Here is a 21813-nt window from a genome sequence, read left to right as displayed (position 1 = left end):
GATGAAAAGGATAGTTTTTACCGCAGTAGCTTTAACAATTTCCCTCGCATCCTGTAAAACAGAAAAGAGTGATAAAGAGAATCAGGTCGTAGAACCTGTGGTTGTCGAAAAGAAGATCGAAGATTCAAAGTTTCCAAAGATCGAGAACAGCTTCGCCAATATGAAGACGATCTTCTCTGATAGCTTCGAATTCATTGAGGGCATCGGCCTTACCGAGATCGGGGTGGTAGCGAATGAAGGAGGAAAATACCAGCTGATCTATTTCCTGGAGGACAAGTCGGATTTTGACAGGATCCAAGAACTGAACGTCGCCTTTAGAGTATATCCGAAAAGCCAAGATGGCAAAGATGCCAATGCCTCTACGATTGCTTCAAAGTGTGAGGTTCAGCAGTTAGAAAATACATTTGTTACGATTTCTAACGAATTTACCGTTGATCAAAAAGAGTTTGAGAAGGTAAAGGTCTATTTTTATCACCCAAAAGATGGTGTACAGGGTAGGATGATGACCATATTGGATGTGAAGTTCTAATTAAAGAAATGAAATGATATTTTCAACTTCGCTATTCTTAGTATTTTTTACCGTTGTCTTTATCATTTATTGGTTTGTGCTTGGTGCCATCAAGGATGAAGACAAGAAGCTAAAAGCAAGGATCATCTTTTTGCTTTTAGCTTCTTATTATTTCTATATGTCATGGAATCCAGTGTTCATTCTTCTTATTCTGTTTTCCACCGTGGTAGACTATTTTGCTGGAAAGAAGATACACACCAGCAACTCTCAAAGTAAAAAACGATTTTATTTGATCCTTAGTTTGGTAACGAACTTGGGATTTTTGGCTTATTTCAAATATGCCAATTTCTTCTTGGATACGGTGAACCAGATCTCTGGGCTCGTTTCGGAAAATGGCGGATCTAACTTTTTTGTCAACGTGGTACTACCTGTTGGGATCTCCTTCTACACCTTCCAGTCGATGTGTTATACGATAGACATCTATTACGGTAAGATGAAGCCATCGAAGGACTTTATGGAGTTTTCACTCTACGTTACCTTCTTCCCACAATTGGTAGCAGGCCCCATCGTAAGAGCCAAGGATTTTATCCCGCAATTAAAGGAGAACAGATTCTTCAGAAATATCAATTTTCAACTTGCTGCAAACTATTTTATTCTTGGATTGGTGAAAAAGGTCTTGATCGCAGACAATATTGCTCAAATATCCGACCCGCTGTTTGCCAATCCCGATCAATACGGAACCCTAGCCACTTGGGTAGGCGTTATGTCGTATAGCATTCAAATATATTGCGATTTCTCTGGGTATTCCGATATGGCGATTGGGGTAGCGGCATTGCTTGGATTCAAACTCATGGAGAACTTTAATATGCCATACAACGCGACAAACATTACCGAATTTTGGCGCAAGTGGCATATTAGCCTGTCTACGTGGCTTCGAGACTATCTCTTTATCCCATTAGGAGGAAGTAGAGGTTCGAAGCCGATGTATTACAGAAACTTAATGATCACCATGCTTCTTGGAGGATTGTGGCATGGCGCTAGCTGGAATTTTGTCGTGTGGGGCGGGTTACACGGTCTGGCACTGATCATTCACAAACGCTACAAGACCAATGTTTCGGACAAGTTCAATTTTTCGGTACTCACAAACACGCTTTATAAAGTACTATCTTGGGCAGTGACCATGGTATTTGTTATGGTCACCTGGGTCTTTTTTAGAGCTCAGACCTTTGCCGATTCTGGGGAGATCCTAAAGAATATGTTCCTATCCAAAGCATCGGTCAACTATCAGATACCCATGGCCTTTATACTGCTATTATTGATTACTACTGTTGGTCACTTCTTTGGTACGAGGTACTTTGCCACGATAGAAGAAGAGCAACAACACATCTTGAAGAAACCCTATTTACAAGGAGCACTCTTTGGGTTGGCAATATTTTTAGTGCTTCTCTTTGGAAGTGATGAGAACCAAGCATTTATCTATTTTCAATTTTGACGATTATGAGAAAGAATCATCGTTTATTTTTTCTACAAATTGGAATTGCGATCCTCGTTTTCCTGGTCTTGTCATATTTGATCCGATTTTTTTTCTACAAAGACCCCAAAGTGGAATCCTATTTGACTTTTAACAAGGGTATCAAAACGATGGCCACTTCTACGAGTGCAATGCTCGACTCCTTGATCATCAAAGATGAGGTGACATTCGATCCAACGAGTGGAAAGGAAATAGATAAGGTTTTTCAGAATCTGAAGGAGACCGAGAAGCCTAAATTTCTGATGATTGGTTCTTCGCAATTGAGAGTGGTTCAGGGCAAGAATATCACAGAAACATATGATCAATTGGTGTCACAAAGACTTCAAGATCATTCCGATGCTGCCTTTCAGATCTACAATCTTTCTTTGGGAGGAATGACGATCAAGGAAAAATTGATCGTTGCGCAAAAGGCCTCCGAACTGTTAGACCCAGACAAGGTTTTGATAGCTGTGACGCCGTGGGACTGTATTTCTGATAATATACGACCCACAGTGAAAGAACTTGCGGACAAAAATTACACAAAAAAAGAGAATAAAGAGCGCAAGGGCGTGCTGACCGAGGATCATGGGTTTAGTTTTCCCTCGACCATCAACGACAAAGTAAGCGACTATACAGAAGAGGTCGTTGAAGATAATGTAGAAATATATGCCAAGCGTACCGCCATAAAGAAATGGCTAAAAGATGAGACCATCACGGTTTTAAAGGAAGGCGAGCATGAATTAACCGAGAGCTCACCAAAGGCAATAGGGCTCAACATTCCGAGATATTGGCTTACGGTAAATCAGTCTTTGGACAATAAAACCGGATGGGATACTACCGTATTCAGGAGTGGAACACGATCGGTAAAGATCTCCAATGATGAAGTCAAAAATTCGAAATGGTTTGGAGATGAGATCACGCTAGAAAAGCCGACTGCTACGTTCGAATTTCGAGGATGGAGCAAAACCGAAGATGTCGCACGCACCACAAAGTTATTATGCCTGGATTTTCAGGTGTTCTTTGAAGATGGCAGCTATGAATGGTATTTCAAGAACTTGAAATTTTCTAAGGGCACACACGATTGGGAAGAAGTTGCCACCAAGGTCACATTCGATAAAAAAGTGGTCGCTGTAAAGCCACATATGCTTTTTTATGGCGGCACCGGTCATGTCTGGTTCGATGATATAAGCATACACCCCATATACGAAGGTACGGCTGCAGAAAATATAGCGCCTAACCCTAGTTTTGAGGAAGAAGCAACAGAACGTATACATGTATCTTATTCTTATAAGGACGACGAATGGCAGCAAATCTATTTAAATATGGCTTCTGTTGTTGATTTTCTTTCCGAAACGAGAAATAAAGGAGCCAGTATGCCTATTTTGCTGATGACGCCGTTTTGGCATCATAAAGACAAGACGGCCTACCCTCAAAAGGATAAATATGAAGAAACGGCAAAGAGAATCAAAGAGTATTGTGAAGAGAAAGAAGTACTCTTTGTAGATGCTTCATACATTTTATCCAAAGACAATTTTGGTGTATATACACAAGGAAGTGTAAGGGACAAGATAGATGTATTGCACTTTGACGCAAAAGGACATCTCACATTAGCAACATTCATTATTAAAGAATTAGATCTGTAATGTTACAAGCAATCATAAAGAAAGGAAAAGTCGTGGCCGAAGAGGTGCCATCGCCGATATTATCGGTAGGAGAAGTGTTGATCAGTGTTTCGTACAGTTGTATTTCGGCCGGAACCGAGTTGAAAAGTGTTGGTAACAGTGGAGAGAACCTCCTGGTGAGAGCACTTAAGCAACCCGAAAATCTAAAAAAGGTTATCGACCTTGCAAAGTCTCAAGGAATATCAAGGGCCTTCTCCAAAGTACAGCAAAAAGTAAAATACGGAACGCCCACAGGGTACTCCAATGCCGGAATTGTCATTGCAGTGGGCGAAGGAGTCACCAATATTCAGGTTGGGGATAAAGTGGCAGCTGCTGGAGCAGGGATAGCCAATCACGCTGAATATGTAGTGGTGCCACAAAACCTAGTGATGAAAGTCCCCGAAGGACTGGACCTGAAGTTGGCGTCGACCGTTACTCTTGGAGGAATTGCAATGCAGGGAGTGCGCCGGGCAGACCTTCGATTGGGTGAGTATTGTGTGGTGATAGGTGCAGGAATCTTAGGATTGCTCACCGTGCAGTTTCTCAGAAATTCGGGGGTGAGGACCATCGTAAGTGATATCAATCCAGACCGACTTCAAATTGCCAAAGAATTGGGTGCCGATATTGTCATCGACCCCACAAAGGACGACCTCGTAAAGACCGTTACCGACCACACAGGAGGTCACGGGACAGATGCTGTGATCTTTACGGCGGCTACCGCAAGTAGTGAACCCTTATCCCAAGCATTTAAAGCTTGTAAGAAAAAAGGGCGAGTGATCTTGGTAGGGGTATCTGGTATGGAGATCAAACGAGAGGATATCTACAAAAAGGAACTCGATTTTAAGATATCTACCTCCTACGGACCTGGCCGATACGATAGGGAATATGAAGATAAGGGGAATGATTATCCCTACGCCTATGTGCGATGGACCGAGAATCGCAATATGACGGAGTACCTGCATATGCTCAATGAAGGAAAAGTGTCCTTAGATCTATTGATCAATAAGGTGTACCCCATCGATCAGGTCGAAGAAGCCTATGCCTCCTTGCAGGGACCAGAAAAGCCGATCATCGTGTTGCTCGCATATGACAATAAGATCGACGCCAAGCCAAGCTCCAAAGTTGTGGTGAATGAGAACTACTCAAGAAAAGGCGCGCTCAATGTGGCACTTGTAGGTGCGGGAAGCTTTGCTACTGCCATGCATCTTCCAAATATGGAAAAGATGAAGGACAAGTACGCGCTCTATGCAGTTGTTAACAGAACTGGACATAAGGGAAAATCGGTCGCCACTCATTTCGATGCAAAGTATACTACTTCAGAGATAGCCGATGTGTTAACGGATCCAGAAGTAGACCTGGTTTTTATTACCACTCAGCATAAGGACCATGCATCACTCGTGCTCAAATCACTGATGGCAGGAAAACATACCTTCGTAGAAAAACCTTTGGCGACCAACCAGGAAGACTTGGACAAGATCATCGCCTTTTACAATGACGAGACCATAAAGAATAAACCCTTATTGCTAACGGGTTTCAATAGAAGATTCAGCAAGTATGCCAGAGAGATCAAACAGCATACGGACAAACGAGTCAATCCTTTATATGTAAGCTACCGCATTAACGCCGGACATCGACCTTCCGATGACGCCATCCACGAGCATGGCGGACGTGTCGTTGGCGAGGTGTGCCACTTTATCGACCTGATCTCATATTTCACAGACGCTTCAATAGTGTCTGTTAGTGTAGAAAAGCTCAGTCCAAAGAACGATCAGATTCGAGGTGATGATAACGTATCTATCGTCCTAAAGTATACGGATGGTTCCGTTGGAAGCTTGCAATACTTTGCAGTGGGGAACAAAGGCTATCAGAAAGAGAACTTGGAAGTGCATTTCGATAGCAAGACCATTATCATGGACGATTTTACCAAACTTACTGGCTATGGCGTAAAAGTGAAGGAACTTAGCTCAAAAACTTCCGAAAAAGGACAGTATGAAGAGTTGCTATATATGCACGATTCCATCACAAAAAATGAGTGGGCCATCGATTTTGAGAGTATGGTGGAAACGACCAAAGCGACTTTTTTGATTCAGAATGATTAAAAAGGCAATAGGCGCTAATGAACATCAAAACTGTATTATCGAAACCCATTCCCGTAGTTTGGTATCGCTTTAAGCAACTCGTAAAGCTTAAATATTACCATCGGACGAAGTTTTGGGATACAGTTGAAAATCTGATCTCTGACAAGATTGAAAAAGAGGGAACACACAAATCAAAAAGTGGACTTTTTCACGCTGATTTTAGTGGTTATGACCAGCGCTCTTCAGAACTCAACCAAACGATACTTGCAGACGCCTCTCGTATATTGGCAGGTTCGATTGCTATTTTTGATACCGAATACACGTTTGAATTTCCGATACGATGGAATTCGGATTGGAGATCAGGTCATACTTGGAAAAATAAGTATTACAAAGGATATTCCTTTTACAAGCCAAATAAAGAAAAGGAATATGATGTAAAGTTTCCTTGGGAATTGTCGAGGCTTAGCTTTTTGATCGCAGTCGCTAGGTCATATCTGCTAACGAAAGACGAGAAATATCTAACATTCGTTCGTTCCACTTTAGAGCACTGGAAGACCAAAAATCCCATCGCGCATTCTGTGAACTGGTATCCCATGGAGGTTGCGATTCGAACCATCAATCTTGTACAACTACGGGAATTGCTGCTACGAGACGACAAAGCAGATAAGACCATCGACTTGTTAAATGAAATTCTGCTGCTTCATGGAATTTTTTTATGGAGAAATGTCGAATACACCGACCTGAGAGGGAATCATTACGCTGCCAATTTAACAGCGTTGTTGTTGCTGGGAAAAATATTCAAGGACTTCTTTAAAGAAGCTCGAAATTGGTATCGATATGCCATTCAAAAAACGGAGAATGAATTTCACCTGCAATTTTTAAAAGATGGTGTGAACTTCGAAAAATCGATCCCATATCATCGCTTGGTGGTGGAGCTTTTCTTTGTATCATTTTTAGCAATGAAAAGAAGCGGCATTCAACTCAGGTCTGAAACGCTGACACTCTTAAGAAATGCCAATCGCTTTATGAAGGCGGTTACCAAGCCAAATTCGGAGACACCTATCATTGGAGATAATGATAGCGCGTCGATCTTTCAGAATGATGCGGTTTCTTTAAATGACCATTCCAATATCTTACAGCTGATAAGCCTATTTTTAGAAGATGATGGTTTGAATATTGCGAAGGAAGCATACCTTTCTTCGAGGGAACTTTTTGGCATAGAAGAGACGAAGGCTGCTCGTAGAAAAGAGGGATTCCAGCTCGATTATTTTGAAGAAGGCGGTTTTGTCATCGCTAAAACGTCCAAAGACTATTTTATCGCTGATTATGGTGAAGTGGGCATGCATGGCAGAGGAGGTCATGGCCATAACGATCTTTTCAGTTTTGAATTGATGTTAGATGGTAAAGATATCATCGTAGACCCCGGATGCTACACTTATACGGGCGATCTGGCCTTGAAAAGTAAAATGAAGTCCTCGGCCTATCACAATGGTCTAATGGTTGATGGGCAGGAAATTGCACCGCAGATCGGACAATGGGGCATCAGTGATATAGCAAATCCTCTCAACGTGAGGGTCTTGGACAATGCTAATAGCATCGAGATTTCTGGCGAACATAAGGGATATGATAGATTGAGCCACCCCGTTGGACATCGAAGGGTATTTAAGCTGACAAAGAATAATTTTAAACTAACTTGCAACGACCATGTGAATTGCGAATCGAAACACGAAATAACACGGCATTTGCACTTTTCGAAAGAGGTTGATGTGTCCATTGAAAATACGAGTATCACCGTGATGACGGGAGAGTCAAAGTTCAAAATACAGTTCGATGAACAGTCGACCGCTTCTGTAGGAGAGTACTATTTTAGCTCGCACTACGGATCTAAGTCGAGAACTTCTAAAGTGACACTTAAAACCTTCATAGCTCAATCTACGAATCTGTTTTTCACTATTGAAAAAGTAAGTAACCAATGAACAAATTAAGTAGAGACCTTTTTTTTAGCACAGGATTCTCTGTTTTGAATGTATTGTTCAACTTTTGGTTGATCCAACAAGCCGAGTACCTATTATCGGCTGTTGCACTTGGGGTCTTTATGCTAATGAGGCGGGTGGTGCCCACCTTTACCAATCTTAGTCAGCTAGGAACCTCACAGGCCATTATCAGATATGCCAGCATCTATAAAAATGAAAAGCAAAAGATAAAGACCTATTTCTTTCTTTCCTTTTCAGGATGGATAGTCAGTACGATCGTGCTGGGATTGATATATCTGGCTCTCGGCCAACAATTGGGGGACCTTACCTATGATGGCACCGCAAACAGCAAGCAATATTTTCTATATACGGTTTGGTATATTTCTATCATCCATTTGAGTTATTTGGTACAGCCTTATTTTTTAACACTTCGGAAAGTACTGGCATATAATTTTATCAACCTGCTCAATGCTAGTTTGATATTGATCGTCGTTTTCAAATATTTGTCGTCTTCGGTCACCTTAGAGCTGCTTTTGAGTTACTCGCTTACGGCGATGTCGGTATTGCAATTGGTGTTACTTCTCTATATAGTTTTAAGGCTAGAGATCTACCGATTTCCTTCGGTTGAAATGATAAAGACCTATGGCAAAGAGTTCTATGCTTATGGAATACCACGGTCGATCATCACCTTTTCGGATATGTTTTTATTGACCATTGGGTCATTGCTGGTCGGGAGCGAACAAAAACAGATCGCTTCTTTTCTTATCGCCTTGGCATTGACCAGAATTGTTTTGATCATTTTGCAGCCGGTATCTAAACTCTCATCAGTGATCGTTGGTAATAACAATTCTCCAGAGCGACAAAAGGCAGCGGTAAATCTAATGTCTGGTACGATACTTTATGCAACAACACTCTTGGTCATCATCTTATACAATTGGTTGGACGTATTGCTCGAGTATTGGCTTTCCAAACCCGAAACTATAAAAGATGTACTTTATGCATTTAAGATCATGGCCATTGGGTTGGTCCCATATTCGATATTTCACGGATTGAAAGGAATCATCGAAATAAAATTCTTTAAGCCGTACAATTTATATACCTTGATTGCAGCCATTGTTTCCCACGTGGCACTATTCTATATTTTGGAGCAATTCTATGATACGCTGTACGCACTTTCTTTTTCACTGATGATCGCTTTTGTGATCCTGGGTATTGCAACTGCTTTTTGGTGCCGGAAGGACTTTTTAGGCAATCGCTATTATAGATTTGACATGCTATTGATTGTCGGCGGTGGCCTCTTTGCACTCAACTATTACGTGAATGGGACCTTTCAGAACATATATGCCTGCCTAATTTGCGTTTTGGTAAGCACTACGATCTATTTGTTCATATTGTATATTACCAAGGCAGGTTTTGTCTTTGACACCTTAGAAACGCTTTTGAAAAAGAAAAATTAAAGGCCATATAGCATCCCAATGAATATTCTATTTTTTATATCACACCAACCGAATCCAAGATTCGTAAAACAGATCAACTTTTTGTCCGCGAACAATAAGGTTTCTTTGCTCTGTTTTCATCGAAGCACCTTAGCGGACATTGACGATTCTATCGATGCCTCGGTAACACGGTATAACTTGGGGTCTTTACCCAATGCATCGCAGCCTTTCAAAAGAATATGGACCTATTTTAAGACGATCAAAAAGATAAGGAAGCTGATCAAGGAATCCTCCTACGATACGGTCTTGATCAATAATATCGATGTGCTTCTGCTATACGTATTCGCAAGGATCGGTAAAAAAAAGGGATCAAAAGCCCCCAAAGTTGCAATCGAAATATCCGATCTGCGGGAGTTCGTTTTCAGCAACAGTATCCTTGGTAAAGGAATGCGCAGACTAGAGAGAAAACTCTACAAGAAATATATAGATAAGTTGATCGTGACTTCCAAGAAATATTATACTTATCATTTCAAAAAATTCTTCGAAAAGGATGTATTCGTGCTTGAAAACAAACTATTGGCCGCCGAGATCGAAGGAACCACTTCTTCAGAAAGGACAAGGAACGATAAAACGATCATAGGCATCGTAGGCTTGTTGCTTCGTAGAGATGAATATATAGCCCTATTCGAGATTTATAAGGACGATCCCAATGTAGAGATCCATGTGCATGGAAAGGGGCACTTTCAGCATGTGATAGAAGAATATGCAGACAAGTATGAAAATATTAAATATTTTGGTCCCTACAATGCCTTTAGAGATGCTAGGCGAATCTACGAATCGATAGATATCATCTATCTGGTGTACGATATCGATCAGGTTTCGTTGAACAATCGATTGGCCCTGCCCAACAAGCTGTATGAGTGCATGTACTATCGCACACCGTTGATCTGCAGTAAAGGCACTTATTTGGAAGAGGTGGTCACAGAATATGACATCGGACTGTCTATTAACTATAAAGAAGAAGGTGCCATAGAACAGGCAGTAGCTCACCTGGTGAAAAATCAAAACCAAATAGATGACATCTTTAGAGCGCTACCTTCGAACGCCTACTTTGGAGATGAAGATTATAAAGAACTCGAAAATTTTTTGACTAAATAGATGACATTGATAAACACGCTCAGAGAAAAATTTCAAAAGAAGAACCTCGATCTTATCTTTATATTGCTCCTTGGGGTGGTGGTCACTTTTCCATTAGAAAAAATAAATCCAAAATTCATTTTCGCTCTGTTTGGCGTTCAGCTGATCCTTACTTTCATTCGAAGGAAACATATAGAGTTCAAGGCAACACCTTTCCTTTGGCTACTCATATTTTGGTACGGGTTAAATATTTTTGGCCTGCTTTACACCGACAATCTGCCAAGAGCGGGCAATATGATCTCAAGGCAAATAAGTCTTTTGCTCTTTCCTTTGTTTTATGCGGTCTACAGGGTGAAGAATATCACCTTTCTCTTCAAAGCTTATATCATTGCCATAGCTAGTTTTATTTTGATCTTTGAACTGCACACCGTGTATCGCTTTTTTTATCTCAGTGATACATTTCCCCTCAACTTAAAACTATTTCTATCATATAGATATACTGGGGCCGAATTGACCAAATTGATCGCGATGCACAATACCTACTTTGCAATTTATGTCATGTTCGCCAATGTGTTGATCATTTCGTTTTTGAGTCGAGTGAAGAAAAAGATCTACATCATTTTGTTGCTCTTACTGGTGGCTTTTCAATCTATTTTCATCCTTCAGATGGTCGCAAAAACTGCCATTATCCTCAATACGGTAATTGTGATCGCCTCACTTAGTTATTTTCTATCCAAGGGAAGAAGATTAAAGACGTTGGTATTCCTAATCGCACTGGTCTTAGGAACTGCATGGTTTACGACCACGTATTTCAACTTGCCCATGCAGCGAATCGTTGACCGATTCGTGGAACTCCAAGAAGGCGATAGGGTGACCAAAGAGACACGTTATAAGATCTGGAAGGCATCAATCCCAATTATAAGGGAGCATATCCTTCTTGGTGTAGGCACTGGCGATGTCGAGCAAGAATTGCATAAAGAATATGCGAAAAGAGGCATCGCTTCAAAAAGCAACATTCACAATCAGTATTTAGATTCGCTGATGCGTTTTGGGATACTAGGATTGCTCACCTTTTTGGTTGTATTCGGTTTTGGGTTTGTGCGGGCGGTCAAAACAGATAATTATGTATACTTTTGCTTTTTGGTGATCATCATGGGCTGTTGCATGACCGAAAATATTCTTAGCAGGCAATGGGGAATCACGTTTTATGCATGTTTTAATTACCTTCTTTACCTAAATCACCCGAAAAAAGAGCAATGACCATTAGTTATATCTTAATAGTTGTTCTATTACTCCATATCATCATTTTCAAGAAGATGATCTTTAAATGGAATCTTTTTGGGGTCTTTTTTATTGCTACGATCTTGTTTTCCACCTTTGGAATATTGGCATTCCCCTTTATCAAGAGTTATGTGGCAAAGGAATTCTGGACCTTTAATTTAAAGGTCATCACACAACAAGATATAGTTAAAACGCAGCTTATAGCTGTTTCGGGATTACTAATGGTATTGTATGCCTATGTGGCGGGCATCATGTTAAGACATCGAAGATTGGCATGCATAAGCCATTTCAATATCCAAGGAGAGATCAAGGATAATCTCAACAGGACCAACTTTTATTTCATTGTCATCTTAATAGGCGTTTTCTTGTTCTTCTATTTATTGATGAAACGAGAAGTATTGGTGACGGGCTTTTTCGATGGGCTATTAAGTCGACAACCAGATGCTTTATTCGTTTCTAGAAGGGGCATTACCTCCAATTATTTATACGTGGTGACGACCTATAATCTATTGCCATTTCTCACCATCGTCTCGCTATATCTTGCCATGAAACAGCGGGACCTTTTCAGCAAACTATTGTTTATTGGTCTTTTGTTGCTATCATTTATCTTAACCATCCTATTGTTCCAGAAAAGACCTTTGGTGATATTTTTATTGGCAACCATGCTTGCGGCATTTGTCTTTCGTAAGAACATCCCTACGGTCAGGTTGAAAAAAGTGAGGAGTAAGAAAGCTACACGAAGACGTAATATCATTTATCTAAGCTTGATCTTTGCACTCCTCCTCCTCCTTTACTATTCGGCAACGACCTATAAATTCGATACTATCTTCGAGGCCGTTGGAAGGCTTACAGAAGTGGTACTGACCAGAGTCTTTGGAAGATTGTCAATTCCCGCATTCTTTTATGTCCATTATTATCCAGCCGTTGACGGCCACTACGGTTTTACCAACATCGGACTTTTCAGCAAGATCTTTAGATTTGAGCATTATGCAGATTCGAGGGTCTTATTTGACCATTTCTCACTGAATAAGAAGGGAGGTTCTTTGGCCATCAATAGCATCATGGATTTCTATGGCGCTTTCGGGTATATTGGATTGATCATAGGAAATATTTTCTTAGGATTCTTATTAGCTTTGGTAGACAGTTTTCTAAACAAGCTAGAAAAGAATAATATCAACCTGGTCTTCATCATTTTCTGCTTTGTGTTCTCCTATTATTTGTCACAGGCCAGCTTACCCAGATCCTTACTCGGATATGGTTTTTTCTTCTTTGCGCTGCTTTGGGCTTATTTACAGAAAGGATTTAAAATTAAGTTAAGGTAATGGGATGGGTGGAGAAAAATATCCAGTGGCTGTTGCCCGTCTTTGTTTTTGGTTTTCTGATAAGTGACTTTTTCACAAGCATCTCTTTCAAGTTATTTAGTGGGTCTTTCTATCGATACGCGGGCGTTGTAAAACTCCTATTTGAGCTTCTAATGATAGCCGTTATTTTAAGGAACGCCCGTCAACATAAAAAAGTGATATTCTTCATAGGAATCATGGCAGTGTTCTTTTTTTTAAGTCAGTTGTTTGTAAAAATGCCCCACTATAATTTGTATGAAGAACTTCTCAATGGCAACATCTATTTCTTTAACAGCTATGTGTACATCCTTATTTTTATCACATTTGTGAATTCGACCAGAGTGCCACAGCAGACCTTCAAGAAGATATACCGCTTTTTTGAGTATTTCCTTTACATAAATACCTTCTTGATGTTCCTTGGATTGATCTTCCACATAGAGTTATTTAGATCCTATGAGTATTACGATAGGTTTGGAGTTTCGGGAATGTTCTCTAAGCCAGGAGAAGCCAGCTTTATGTACATTATCGCCATAGTGGTCAATTATTACTTCTGGATAACCTATCGAACGAAATCCTTCGGCTATAAGTTGATGTTCTTTATTGTAGCATCGCTGTTCATTGGACAAAAGACAGTCCTATTCTTTCTGCTATTATTGCTTGTAGTACATACATTCTTCTACAGCAAATATCATCGCATATTCAAGATAGCGCTCCCTTGTCTTTTGCTCCTAGCCATTTTTTTTGTGGAAACGCTTATGAGAATCATGATAAGAATATTTCCATTCTGGGACAAAGTATATTCGGAAGTTGGTGTGGTCGGGGTGCTGATGTCAAAAAGAAATATACTGCTTGAGAGGACATTGGCCTATATAAACGACCATTGGACCTTTTGGAACTATATTCTTGGAGGGATAGACTTCAAAAACTATAAGGTAGAACTAGAGTTGATCGACCTCTATTTTTTTATGGGAATCGCTGGAGTTGCCTTCTACCTATATTTGATAGCAATTCATTTTCTGAAGCAGGCCGATTTCTTAAAAAGAAGTATGATATTTGCAGTGTTTTTCACCAGCTTTTTCTCTGGCGGGTTACTGCTTAATATTACCGCAATTATATTTATGTATATCGCCGTAAGTAAGGTTTTGCCCAATACCGAAAAACATGCGACCATAGAAACAAAGAAATAGTAATTGGAAACCACAAACAAGTAAGCAAGGTCTTCCATAATGATACATTTTATAAATGAAGCAGATTTTACAATCTTTTAGGACAGGTGTCACAGAACTAGCAGATCTTCCTTCACCGCAGGTTAAAAGTGGACAGGTTTTGATAAAGACCACAAGAAGCCTAGTATCGCTAGGTACGGAGAAAATGCTTGTAGAATTTGGTAAAGCTTCCCTTATCCAGAAAGCAAGACAACAGCCAGATAAGGTAAAAATGGTTCTCGACAAGATCAAGGCAGAAGGCTTGATGCCCACCTTAGAAACCGTTTTTAATAAACTAGAACAACCCCTACCATTGGGATATTGTAATGTTGGGGAAGTAATCGCCGTTGGGAAAGGAGTTACCAGCTTTAAAAAAGGGGATCGAGTAGCCTCCAATGGGCAACACGCCGAATTTGTTTCGGTGCCACAAAATCTTGTAGCTCATGTTCCAGATTCGATCACAGATGAAGAAGCGGCCTTTACTGTAGTTGGTGCTATAGGTCTACAGGGCATTAGATTGGCCAACCCAACCATGGGAGAGACCGTTGTGGTAATAGGATTGGGATTGATAGGACTGCTTACGGCCGAAATGCTCGTGGCAAACGGCTGTAAGGTCATCGGCTATGATCTCGATGATTCTAAAGTGGAAATTGCCAAAGCCAAAGGAATCATTGCATTCAATCCTTTAAAAGGGAATGATCCAGTAAAATATGTCATTCAAGAGACTGATGGTGTTGGAGCGGATGCGGTATTGATCACCGCTTCGGCCAAGAGCAATGATATCATTTCGCAGGCTGCTCAAATGAGCAGGAAACGAGGGAGAATTATTTTGGTCGGAATCATCGGTCTTAACCTTTCTAGGGCTGAGTTTTACGAGAAAGAACTAAGCTTCCAGGTCTCTTGTTCCTATGGCCCAGGGAGATACGATGACAACTACGAATTCAAAGGCAACGATTATCCATTGCCCTTTGTTAGGTGGACGGAAAAGAGAAATTTCGAGACCGTCTTGCAACTCATAGCTTCTGGAAAATTGAATGTTAAAGACCTAGTGTCTGAGGTGGTCCCTATCGAAGAATATGATAAGGTATATGGAGACATCGGCAATTCAACTTCCATCGCATCGATTTTCAAGTATGACGAGAATGCGATACCTGAAAATAGCATTCAAGTCAATAAAATGGCTTCCACACCAGCCAAAGGTGTAATAGGTCTTGTAGGTGCCGGAAATTTTACCAAAATGACACTACTTCCCGCCCTAAAGGGAATCGACACTACCATCAAACATATCGTTTCTTCTGGGGGTGTCACGGGTACCGCATTGGCCAAAAAACACAATATCGCACAAAGCACGACCGATTTTAAGATCGTATTAGAGGATGAGGAGGTAGATCTTGTGATGATCACTACACGTCCTAACTTGCACGCGAGCATGACCGTTGATGCCATGAGCAAAAACAAACATGTCTTCGTGGAGAAACCAATGGCCATCACTGGCGAAGGCCTGCAATCGATCATCGATGCCTATGAGAATCCAAGTTTTGATAAAACAGTTACGGTTGGATTCAATCGGAGATTCTCTCCCCACATTTCTAAGATCAAAGAATTGGTAGGAAACAATGTCTTAAACGTGGTCGCGACCATGAATGCTGGCCATATTCCCTACGATACTTGGTTTCACGATATGGAAGTGAATGGCGGAAGGATCATCGCAGAAGGGGTGCACTTTATCGACCTTATCTCTCATATCACGGGAAGCAGGGTAAAATCTGTAATGATGAATGCGATGGGTAAAAGCCCAGAAGAAAATACCGACAATGCCTCCATTTTGTTGAAATATGAGAATGGGTCTACGGGGGTGGTCAACTATTTTTCCAATGGTGCAAAGAGCTATTCCAAAGAACGCCTCGAAGTTTATTTTAATGATAGCACTATCATCATGGACAACTTTAGGGAGACCAAAGGATATAACGTTAAAGGGTTTAAAAGGCTCAAGACAAAAATGGACAAAGGGCACAAGATTCAATTCTCTAAATTGCTCACGAACCTTAAAGAAGGAAAGGGTCCGATCATTTCTTTTGATGAATTGGTGAATGCAACTGCTGCGAGCCATGCTGCGATCGAAAGCCTAAAGACCAATGCTTGGGTTGACCTTAAATAGGTTTTTTAGATGAAAGCTACCCGTTTACATAGAATATCAAATGCCGAGATCGTGCATTATTATTCCAAAGAGGATATCATTACAAGCAAGCATAATGTGATCAATGCAAAAATCGATGGAGCGGTTCACAAGATCGTACTGTCAATTAGTCCATTGCAAAGGATTCTAGGCTTGTTTAGAATAGCAAGAAGGGCGTTAAGATTGGATAAATGTAATGTATTCAAGGCAGCCAATAATTTGGTGATCATCAAACAGTCAAAGGTCTATTGCTATAACTTAGCGTCCAGAGAGCTAAAGCATACTTTAACATTAAAGAACTGCCGTAATGTGCTTCATCAGTCAATGGGCATTGCTAGTAACGGAATGCTCTTTTTTGGTGAATACGGTAACAATGGCGAACGCAAAGCCGTGAATGTCTATAGAAGTAAAGATGACGGCGCTTCATGGGAAGTGATATATCAGTTTCCGGCGGGTGAGATCAAGCACATTCACGGATGCTACTATGATGTGTACGAGAATAAAGTATGGACCCTCACCGGAGATTTCAAAAAGGAGAATATCATCATGAAATCTGACCTGGATTTCAGCACTAATGAAAAAATAGGAGATGGCAGCCAGAAATATAGAGCGGTAAACGTTTTCTTCACAGAAAATAAAGTGCATTGGATCATGGACTCGCCATTGGAGAAGAGCTACCATTATGTTCTGGACAGAGCAACCAAGGCGATCGAGCGAAAATCATTATTTCCAGGACCCGTATGGTATCTCAAAAAATTGACCGACGATCATTATCTGGCAGCTTCTTCCGTAGAAATAGGGGAAGGGGTATTAGAGAAGAAAGCGAGTCTATTTGTGTCCAAAGACCTTGAAAATTGGGAATGTGTAGCAAAGTTTGATAAGGATATGCTTCCCATGCGTTATTTTAAATGGGGGGTTATTGCATTTGCTGATGGAGAACAAGATAGCAATGCGGTCCCATTGCATTTTGAAGCCCTGAAAAGAGTAGATGGAAAATCATATATGTACGCTATAAATGAAGGATAGTCTATTTGATCATATAGAAAAGTGTGAGCATATCATTGCGTATGGTAAAGACGAGCTAGTTGTTTTTGATGATCAAGCCCTCGATTTTGTGAGTGTTGCAAAAAAAGACATGCACCCATATGATATGACCACTGACAGCGCCCTCAAGGACTACACCAATTTTAAGGACCTGAGTCTTGAAGAGATTTTCAAAATAAGGCGGGCACTGCTTCAGAATGACGAAAAGGCAATTTACAACGCCAACAGAATGATGAGATTTCTAGAATTTAGAATGAACTCCATTCAAAACAGACTTCGAAAAAATTATACCAGCAGAAAGGAACGTATTCGTTTCATACAAAATGTGATTTCCCTGCTCCTAGAATATCACCGTCGATACGACGATCCAAGATTCTTAAGTATAGCATTAAAGCTATTGCGCAATAGGGCCTTATCTAAAAGGCACCTATTGGATATGTCATACTCCAAACAGCATGCCTATAATTTGCTGCTCTCCAAACATCTCATAGAAAAATTGAAAACAAATGACAAAGAAAGGTAGGGTCGCTTTATTTTCTCCAAACCCGGGCAGTTTATATTCGACTTCGGTCTGCGAGTTGCTGATTAGGGAAGGCATTGTTATCGAAGATGTGTTTGTGAAGAAATTTACCATTGCCAGATTCAAGGATGAGTTTTCCAGAGATGGAGCACGACTCCTCAAAAAGATCTGGAACAAATTGGTGTTGAGAGATAAGGCCTATAGCAGTCTTAAAGAAATAGATAACATCATCTCTTTCAGAGAACGGAACAAGATTCAACTAAAGAATCTAAAGGAACTCTCAGAAAAAGGCATCAAGGTGCATTTTGTCAATGACCTAAACGATGCGTTGGTCGAAAAGACCCTGAAAGCTAAAAAAGTTGATGCTGTCGTTTTCACAGGAGGAGGATTGATACGAAAGAACATACTCGATGCCTCTGGCGCAGGCGTGCTTAATTGCCATATGGGAAAACTTCCAGAATATCGTGGCATGGATGTCGTTGAATGGCCATTGTTGTTAAGAGACTTCAATAATCTTGGCTTTACGGTCCATTTCATGGATAGGGGTGTGGATACTGGGGATATCTTGAAGGTCTTTGACGTAAAACTTATTAAGAATGAGACGATAAGATCGCTTAGAGCGCGTTTTGAACCCATAATGACAAAGGCTTTTGCCGAAACCATTGTTGCTTACCTGAATGGGGAAATTACCCGATCATCCCAAAGAATTGAAGACGGAAAACAGTACTATATCATCGATAAGCATCTGCATCAAGTGGCAGAGTCCAACCTAATTACATTTACATCCAATTGATCGCGATGGGGCAATTCCTAAATATTCTCGACTTCATCAAAAATATGGGCCCCAGATATCTGTTGTTTAGGTCATATCACACCATAATGACCAAATTACACTGGCAAACGAGAACCTTTCCTACAAATCCTCCTTTCAAAGAGTTCATCTCTTTAGAAGACTGGAAGAAAGAACTGCCTCCTTTCTTTTTCTATGGAAAGGACATACATGGGCTACCAAAACGGAGGTCGGAAGAATTAAAATCGATAAACGAGAACTTACAAAAGGGAATATTGGTGTTCTTTAATAAACTAGAAATCGATCTAGGAAAAAATTACGATTGGATAACAAACCCGGCAACGGGATATAAATACGATATCGCTAAGCATTGGTCGCAGATCGAAGACCTCTCTAAAGAGGCAGGAGATATCAAATACGTATGGGAGAAAGCCCGATTCTCATTCTTGTTCGATATCATACGTTACGATTATCATTTTGAAGAAGACCAGTCCAAATTAGTATTCGGCGAGATTGAAGACTTTATAGATAAGAACCCCATCAATTTGGGACCGAATTACAAATGCAGCCAAGAAACGAGTTTGCGAATTCTCAATTGGACCTTTGCTCTTTATTACTACAAAGACTCCGAAAACCTCACCGAGGGACTCTTCAAAAAAATAATGAATTCGATATACTGGCAATTAGATCATGTATATCGAAATATTCATTTTTCGAGAATCGCTGTAAGAAACAATCACGCGTTGACGGAAACCTTGATGCTTTACCTTTCCAACAAGCTATTTCCCTTTATTCCAGATACGAGGACGTGGAACAAAAAAGGGAAAAAATGGTTCGAGCAGGAGATCGCCTATCAGATCTATGAAGATGGCACCTTTCTTCAATATTCGATGAACTATCACAGAGTTGCCGTTCAGTTGCTGACGTATGGGATACGCCTAGCCGAATTGAACGACGACAAATGGAACCCTGTGGTTTACGAGAGAGCCAAAAAGTCCCTTCAGTTCCTTGATGCCTGTACCGACCCTGTCACAAAACAGCTTCCAAATTACGGCGCCAATGATGGTGCGCTTTTCTTTAAGTTGACGGACGACGACTACCGCAATTATAGTTCGCAACTAGACGACCTTAGATCGGTGCTTTATAAGGAGGCATACGAGATTCACGAAAGCGCTTATTGGTTAGGAATAGTACCTTCTCAAATTCCTTATGAGTATCCCAATGAGATGAATACCTTTGAAAAGGGAGGTTATTATATCATACAAGAGGAAAGTACAAAGACCTTTATTCGATGCGGAAAATACCAGGATCGCCCTTCTCAATCAGACAACTTACATTTGGATATATGGCACCAAGGCATCAATTATCTTAGAGATGCCGGCTCCTATAAATACAATACAAAACAAGAAGACATTGCATATTTTAATGGTTGCGAAGGACATAACACTATAAGTGTAGACGGTGAGGATCAAATGCTGAAGGGAAGCAGATTCATCTGGTTCAAATGGGTGAAAAAAGCGGTCGCTGTCCTCAACAAAGAAGAAGGAAGGTTTCATTTTAAAGGAAAGATAACGGCTTTTAGACATTTGGGCAAAGACATCGAACATGTTCGAACGGTCAAAAAACAGCAGGGGAAAGCACATTGGACGGTTGTCGATGAGGTTAAAAATACTGGCGACAGGCCCATCTTTCAATATTGGCATCTAGACCCAGAACATGAAGACGATGTGGAGATCGTTGCCAAGGATCTAAATGGGAACGAGCTCCAGCCGCTTAATGACGAAAAATGGTATTCAGGATACTACGGAGTCAAAGAAAGATCACCTAGACGTACCTTTACTTCCAGTTCGGGTACTATTGTTACAACAATCAAAATCGATAAAGCTTAATGAGAATTCTACTCATTCATCAATACTTTTTAGAGAAGGGAGAAGGAGGAGGGTCGAGGTTCAATGAAATGGCCAAGATCTGGGCAGACCAAGGGAATGAGGTCACGGTCATCGCTGGGATGGTCCATTATGCTACTGGTAAAAAACCTCCAAAATACAAAGGAAAGTTCGTTTTTAAGGACGAGCAGTATCACAAAGATGTCAAAATACTTCGCTGTCATGTCTCCGAGAGTTATAACGTGAGCTTCTTAGGGCGACTATGGGCCTACTTCTCCTTTGTTTTCTCAAGTATCTATGCCGGGGCCTTTAAGACCAGCGGAACGTACGACGTGATCTTGGTAACCTCTCCACCTTTGTTTGTTGGGATAACGGCCTATGTGTTGTCGCGATTAAAGAGAACCCCCTTTGTTTTTGAGATCAGGGACCTTTGGCCAGAGTCTGCGATCGATACAGGAGTACTGAAGAACAAATGGATCATCAAGTTTGCGTATTGGTTTGAAAAATTCATCTATAAAAAAGCCAAGTTGATCAATGTGCTAACACCCGCTTTCAAAGAAAAACTGATCCATGATAAAGAGGTTCCAAAAGAAAAGGTGATCTTTATTCCCAATGCTGCCGATTTTAGCCTATCCGATGGGGTTCAACGATCTTTTGACAAATTGAAATTCAAGAAGGATCTGGGACTTGAGGGTAGTTTTGTCATCACCTATGTTGGCGCTCATGGTGTTGCAAATCACCTCATCCAGTTGGTCGATGCCGCTGAAAAGCTAACAGACACCAACGTTATATTTCAACTTATCGGTGCGGGAATGCAAAAGGAGATGCTTCAAGAACAGGTGCGTGCTAGAGGTTTGGACAACGTCATCTTTAGAGACCCCGTTTCAAAGGAAGAGGTTTTCAAATATATATTAGCTTCTGACGTTGGTGCTTCGGTACTAAAGAAGGTCGACACCTTCAAAACGATCTATTCCAACAAAACCTTCGACTATATGTCCTGTAAAAAGCCAGTACTACTGGCTATCGATGGCGTTTCAAGGCAATTGATCGAAGCCGCAAAATGCGGTGTATTCGTACCGCCCGAAGACACCGATAAAATAGCTGAAGGAGTGCAGCTGCTGCTCGGTAAAAGCCCAGAAGAGATCGAGGAGATGGGCGACAATGGTTATCACTATGCGAAGAAACATTTTGACAGGCTTGCGTTAGCACAAAAATATTTAGAACATTTAGAATCGGTCAATGGCCGAAATAGATGAGAAGCGTCACAT

At 40.8% G+C, this 21813-nt stretch carries 16 protein-coding genes; all 16 read left to right on the top strand.

The genetic code is table 11. The annotated features are described in order from the left end of the window. Position 1: 1 nt before the first annotated feature. Positions 2 to 529, top strand: a complete 528-nt coding sequence (locus tag ACFQ1M_RS13040; protein WP_386408897.1) for a hypothetical protein — start codon at positions 2 to 4, stop codon at positions 527 to 529. Positions 530 to 542: 13 nt separating this feature from the next. Then, positions 543 to 2000, top strand: a complete 1458-nt coding sequence (locus ACFQ1M_RS13035; RefSeq protein ID WP_386408895.1) for an MBOAT family O-acyltransferase — start codon at positions 543 to 545, stop codon at positions 1998 to 2000. 5 nt (positions 2001 to 2005) lie between these two features. After that, a complete protein-coding gene (locus ACFQ1M_RS13030; protein ID WP_386408893.1) occupies positions 2006 to 3661 on the top strand; it encodes a hypothetical protein in 1656 nt (551 codons plus the stop codon). Next, on the top strand, positions 3661 to 5778 hold the full coding sequence (locus tag ACFQ1M_RS13025; RefSeq protein ID WP_386408891.1) for a bi-domain-containing oxidoreductase: 2118 nt from the start codon (positions 3661 to 3663) through the stop codon (positions 5776 to 5778). The genes ACFQ1M_RS13030 and ACFQ1M_RS13025 overlap by 1 nt, the downstream gene beginning before the upstream one ends. Positions 5779 to 5795: 17 nt before the next feature. Beyond that, entirely contained in the window at positions 5796 to 7733 is a 1938-nt protein-coding gene (locus tag ACFQ1M_RS13020) for an alginate lyase family protein (protein ID WP_386408889.1), read from the top strand. Next, positions 7730 to 9187 carry a hypothetical protein gene (locus ACFQ1M_RS13015; RefSeq protein ID WP_386408887.1) on the top strand — a complete coding sequence of 486 codons (1458 nt, stop codon included), beginning with the start codon at positions 7730 to 7732 and terminating at the stop codon, positions 9185 to 9187. Before ACFQ1M_RS13020 ends, ACFQ1M_RS13015 begins: the two co-directional genes overlap by 4 nt. Positions 9188 to 9205: 18 nt before the next feature. Then, positions 9206 to 10324 carry a glycosyltransferase gene (locus ACFQ1M_RS13010; RefSeq protein ID WP_386408885.1) on the top strand — a complete coding sequence of 373 codons (1119 nt, stop codon included), beginning with the start codon at positions 9206 to 9208 and terminating at the stop codon, positions 10322 to 10324. Beyond that, positions 10325 to 11563 carry an O-antigen ligase family protein gene (locus ACFQ1M_RS13005; protein ID WP_386408883.1) on the top strand — a complete coding sequence of 413 codons (1239 nt, stop codon included), beginning with the start codon at positions 10325 to 10327 and terminating at the stop codon, positions 11561 to 11563. Further along, positions 11560 to 12906 carry an O-antigen polymerase gene (locus tag ACFQ1M_RS13000; RefSeq protein WP_386408881.1) on the top strand — a complete coding sequence of 449 codons (1347 nt, stop codon included), beginning with the start codon at positions 11560 to 11562 and terminating at the stop codon, positions 12904 to 12906. Before ACFQ1M_RS13005 ends, ACFQ1M_RS13000 begins: the two co-directional genes overlap by 4 nt. Then, positions 12906 to 14111, top strand: coding sequence for a hypothetical protein (locus ACFQ1M_RS12995; protein ID WP_386408879.1), 1206 nt, complete (start codon positions 12906 to 12908; stop codon positions 14109 to 14111). Before ACFQ1M_RS13000 ends, ACFQ1M_RS12995 begins: the two co-directional genes overlap by 1 nt. 55 nt (positions 14112 to 14166) lie before the next feature. After that, positions 14167 to 16287 (top strand): bi-domain-containing oxidoreductase, encoded by a 2121-nt coding sequence (locus ACFQ1M_RS12990; RefSeq protein WP_386408877.1) that lies wholly within the window; start codon positions 14167 to 14169, stop codon positions 16285 to 16287. Between the two features lie 9 nt (positions 16288 to 16296). Then, positions 16297 to 17331 carry a hypothetical protein gene (locus ACFQ1M_RS12985; RefSeq protein WP_386408875.1) on the top strand — a complete coding sequence of 345 codons (1035 nt, stop codon included), beginning with the start codon at positions 16297 to 16299 and terminating at the stop codon, positions 17329 to 17331. Next, a complete protein-coding gene (locus ACFQ1M_RS12980; RefSeq protein ID WP_386408873.1) occupies positions 17321 to 17872 on the top strand; it encodes a hypothetical protein in 552 nt (183 codons plus the stop codon). Before ACFQ1M_RS12985 ends, ACFQ1M_RS12980 begins: the two co-directional genes overlap by 11 nt. Then, the gene (locus ACFQ1M_RS12975; RefSeq protein ID WP_386408871.1) at positions 17856 to 18662 is read left to right on the top strand and encodes a formyltransferase family protein; all 807 of its coding nucleotides are present in this window, start codon (positions 17856 to 17858) and stop codon (positions 18660 to 18662) included. Before ACFQ1M_RS12980 ends, ACFQ1M_RS12975 begins: the two co-directional genes overlap by 17 nt. An 86-nt stretch (positions 18663 to 18748) precedes the next feature. After that, on the top strand, positions 18749 to 20548 hold the full coding sequence (locus tag ACFQ1M_RS12970; RefSeq protein ID WP_386408869.1) for an alginate lyase family protein: 1800 nt from the start codon (positions 18749 to 18751) through the stop codon (positions 20546 to 20548). Next, complete coding sequence (locus ACFQ1M_RS12965; protein ID WP_386408867.1) at positions 20548 to 21801, top strand: glycosyltransferase family 4 protein; 1254 nt, start codon at positions 20548 to 20550, stop codon at positions 21799 to 21801. The genes ACFQ1M_RS12970 and ACFQ1M_RS12965 overlap by 1 nt, the downstream gene beginning before the upstream one ends. Positions 21802 to 21813 lie beyond the last annotated feature (12 nt).

The organism is Sungkyunkwania multivorans (assembly GCF_042675645.1).
In the GTDB taxonomy this organism is placed as follows: domain Bacteria; phylum Bacteroidota; class Bacteroidia; order Flavobacteriales; family Flavobacteriaceae; genus Sungkyunkwania; species Sungkyunkwania multivorans.
This window is presented reverse-complemented; position numbering and strand designations above follow the sequence as displayed.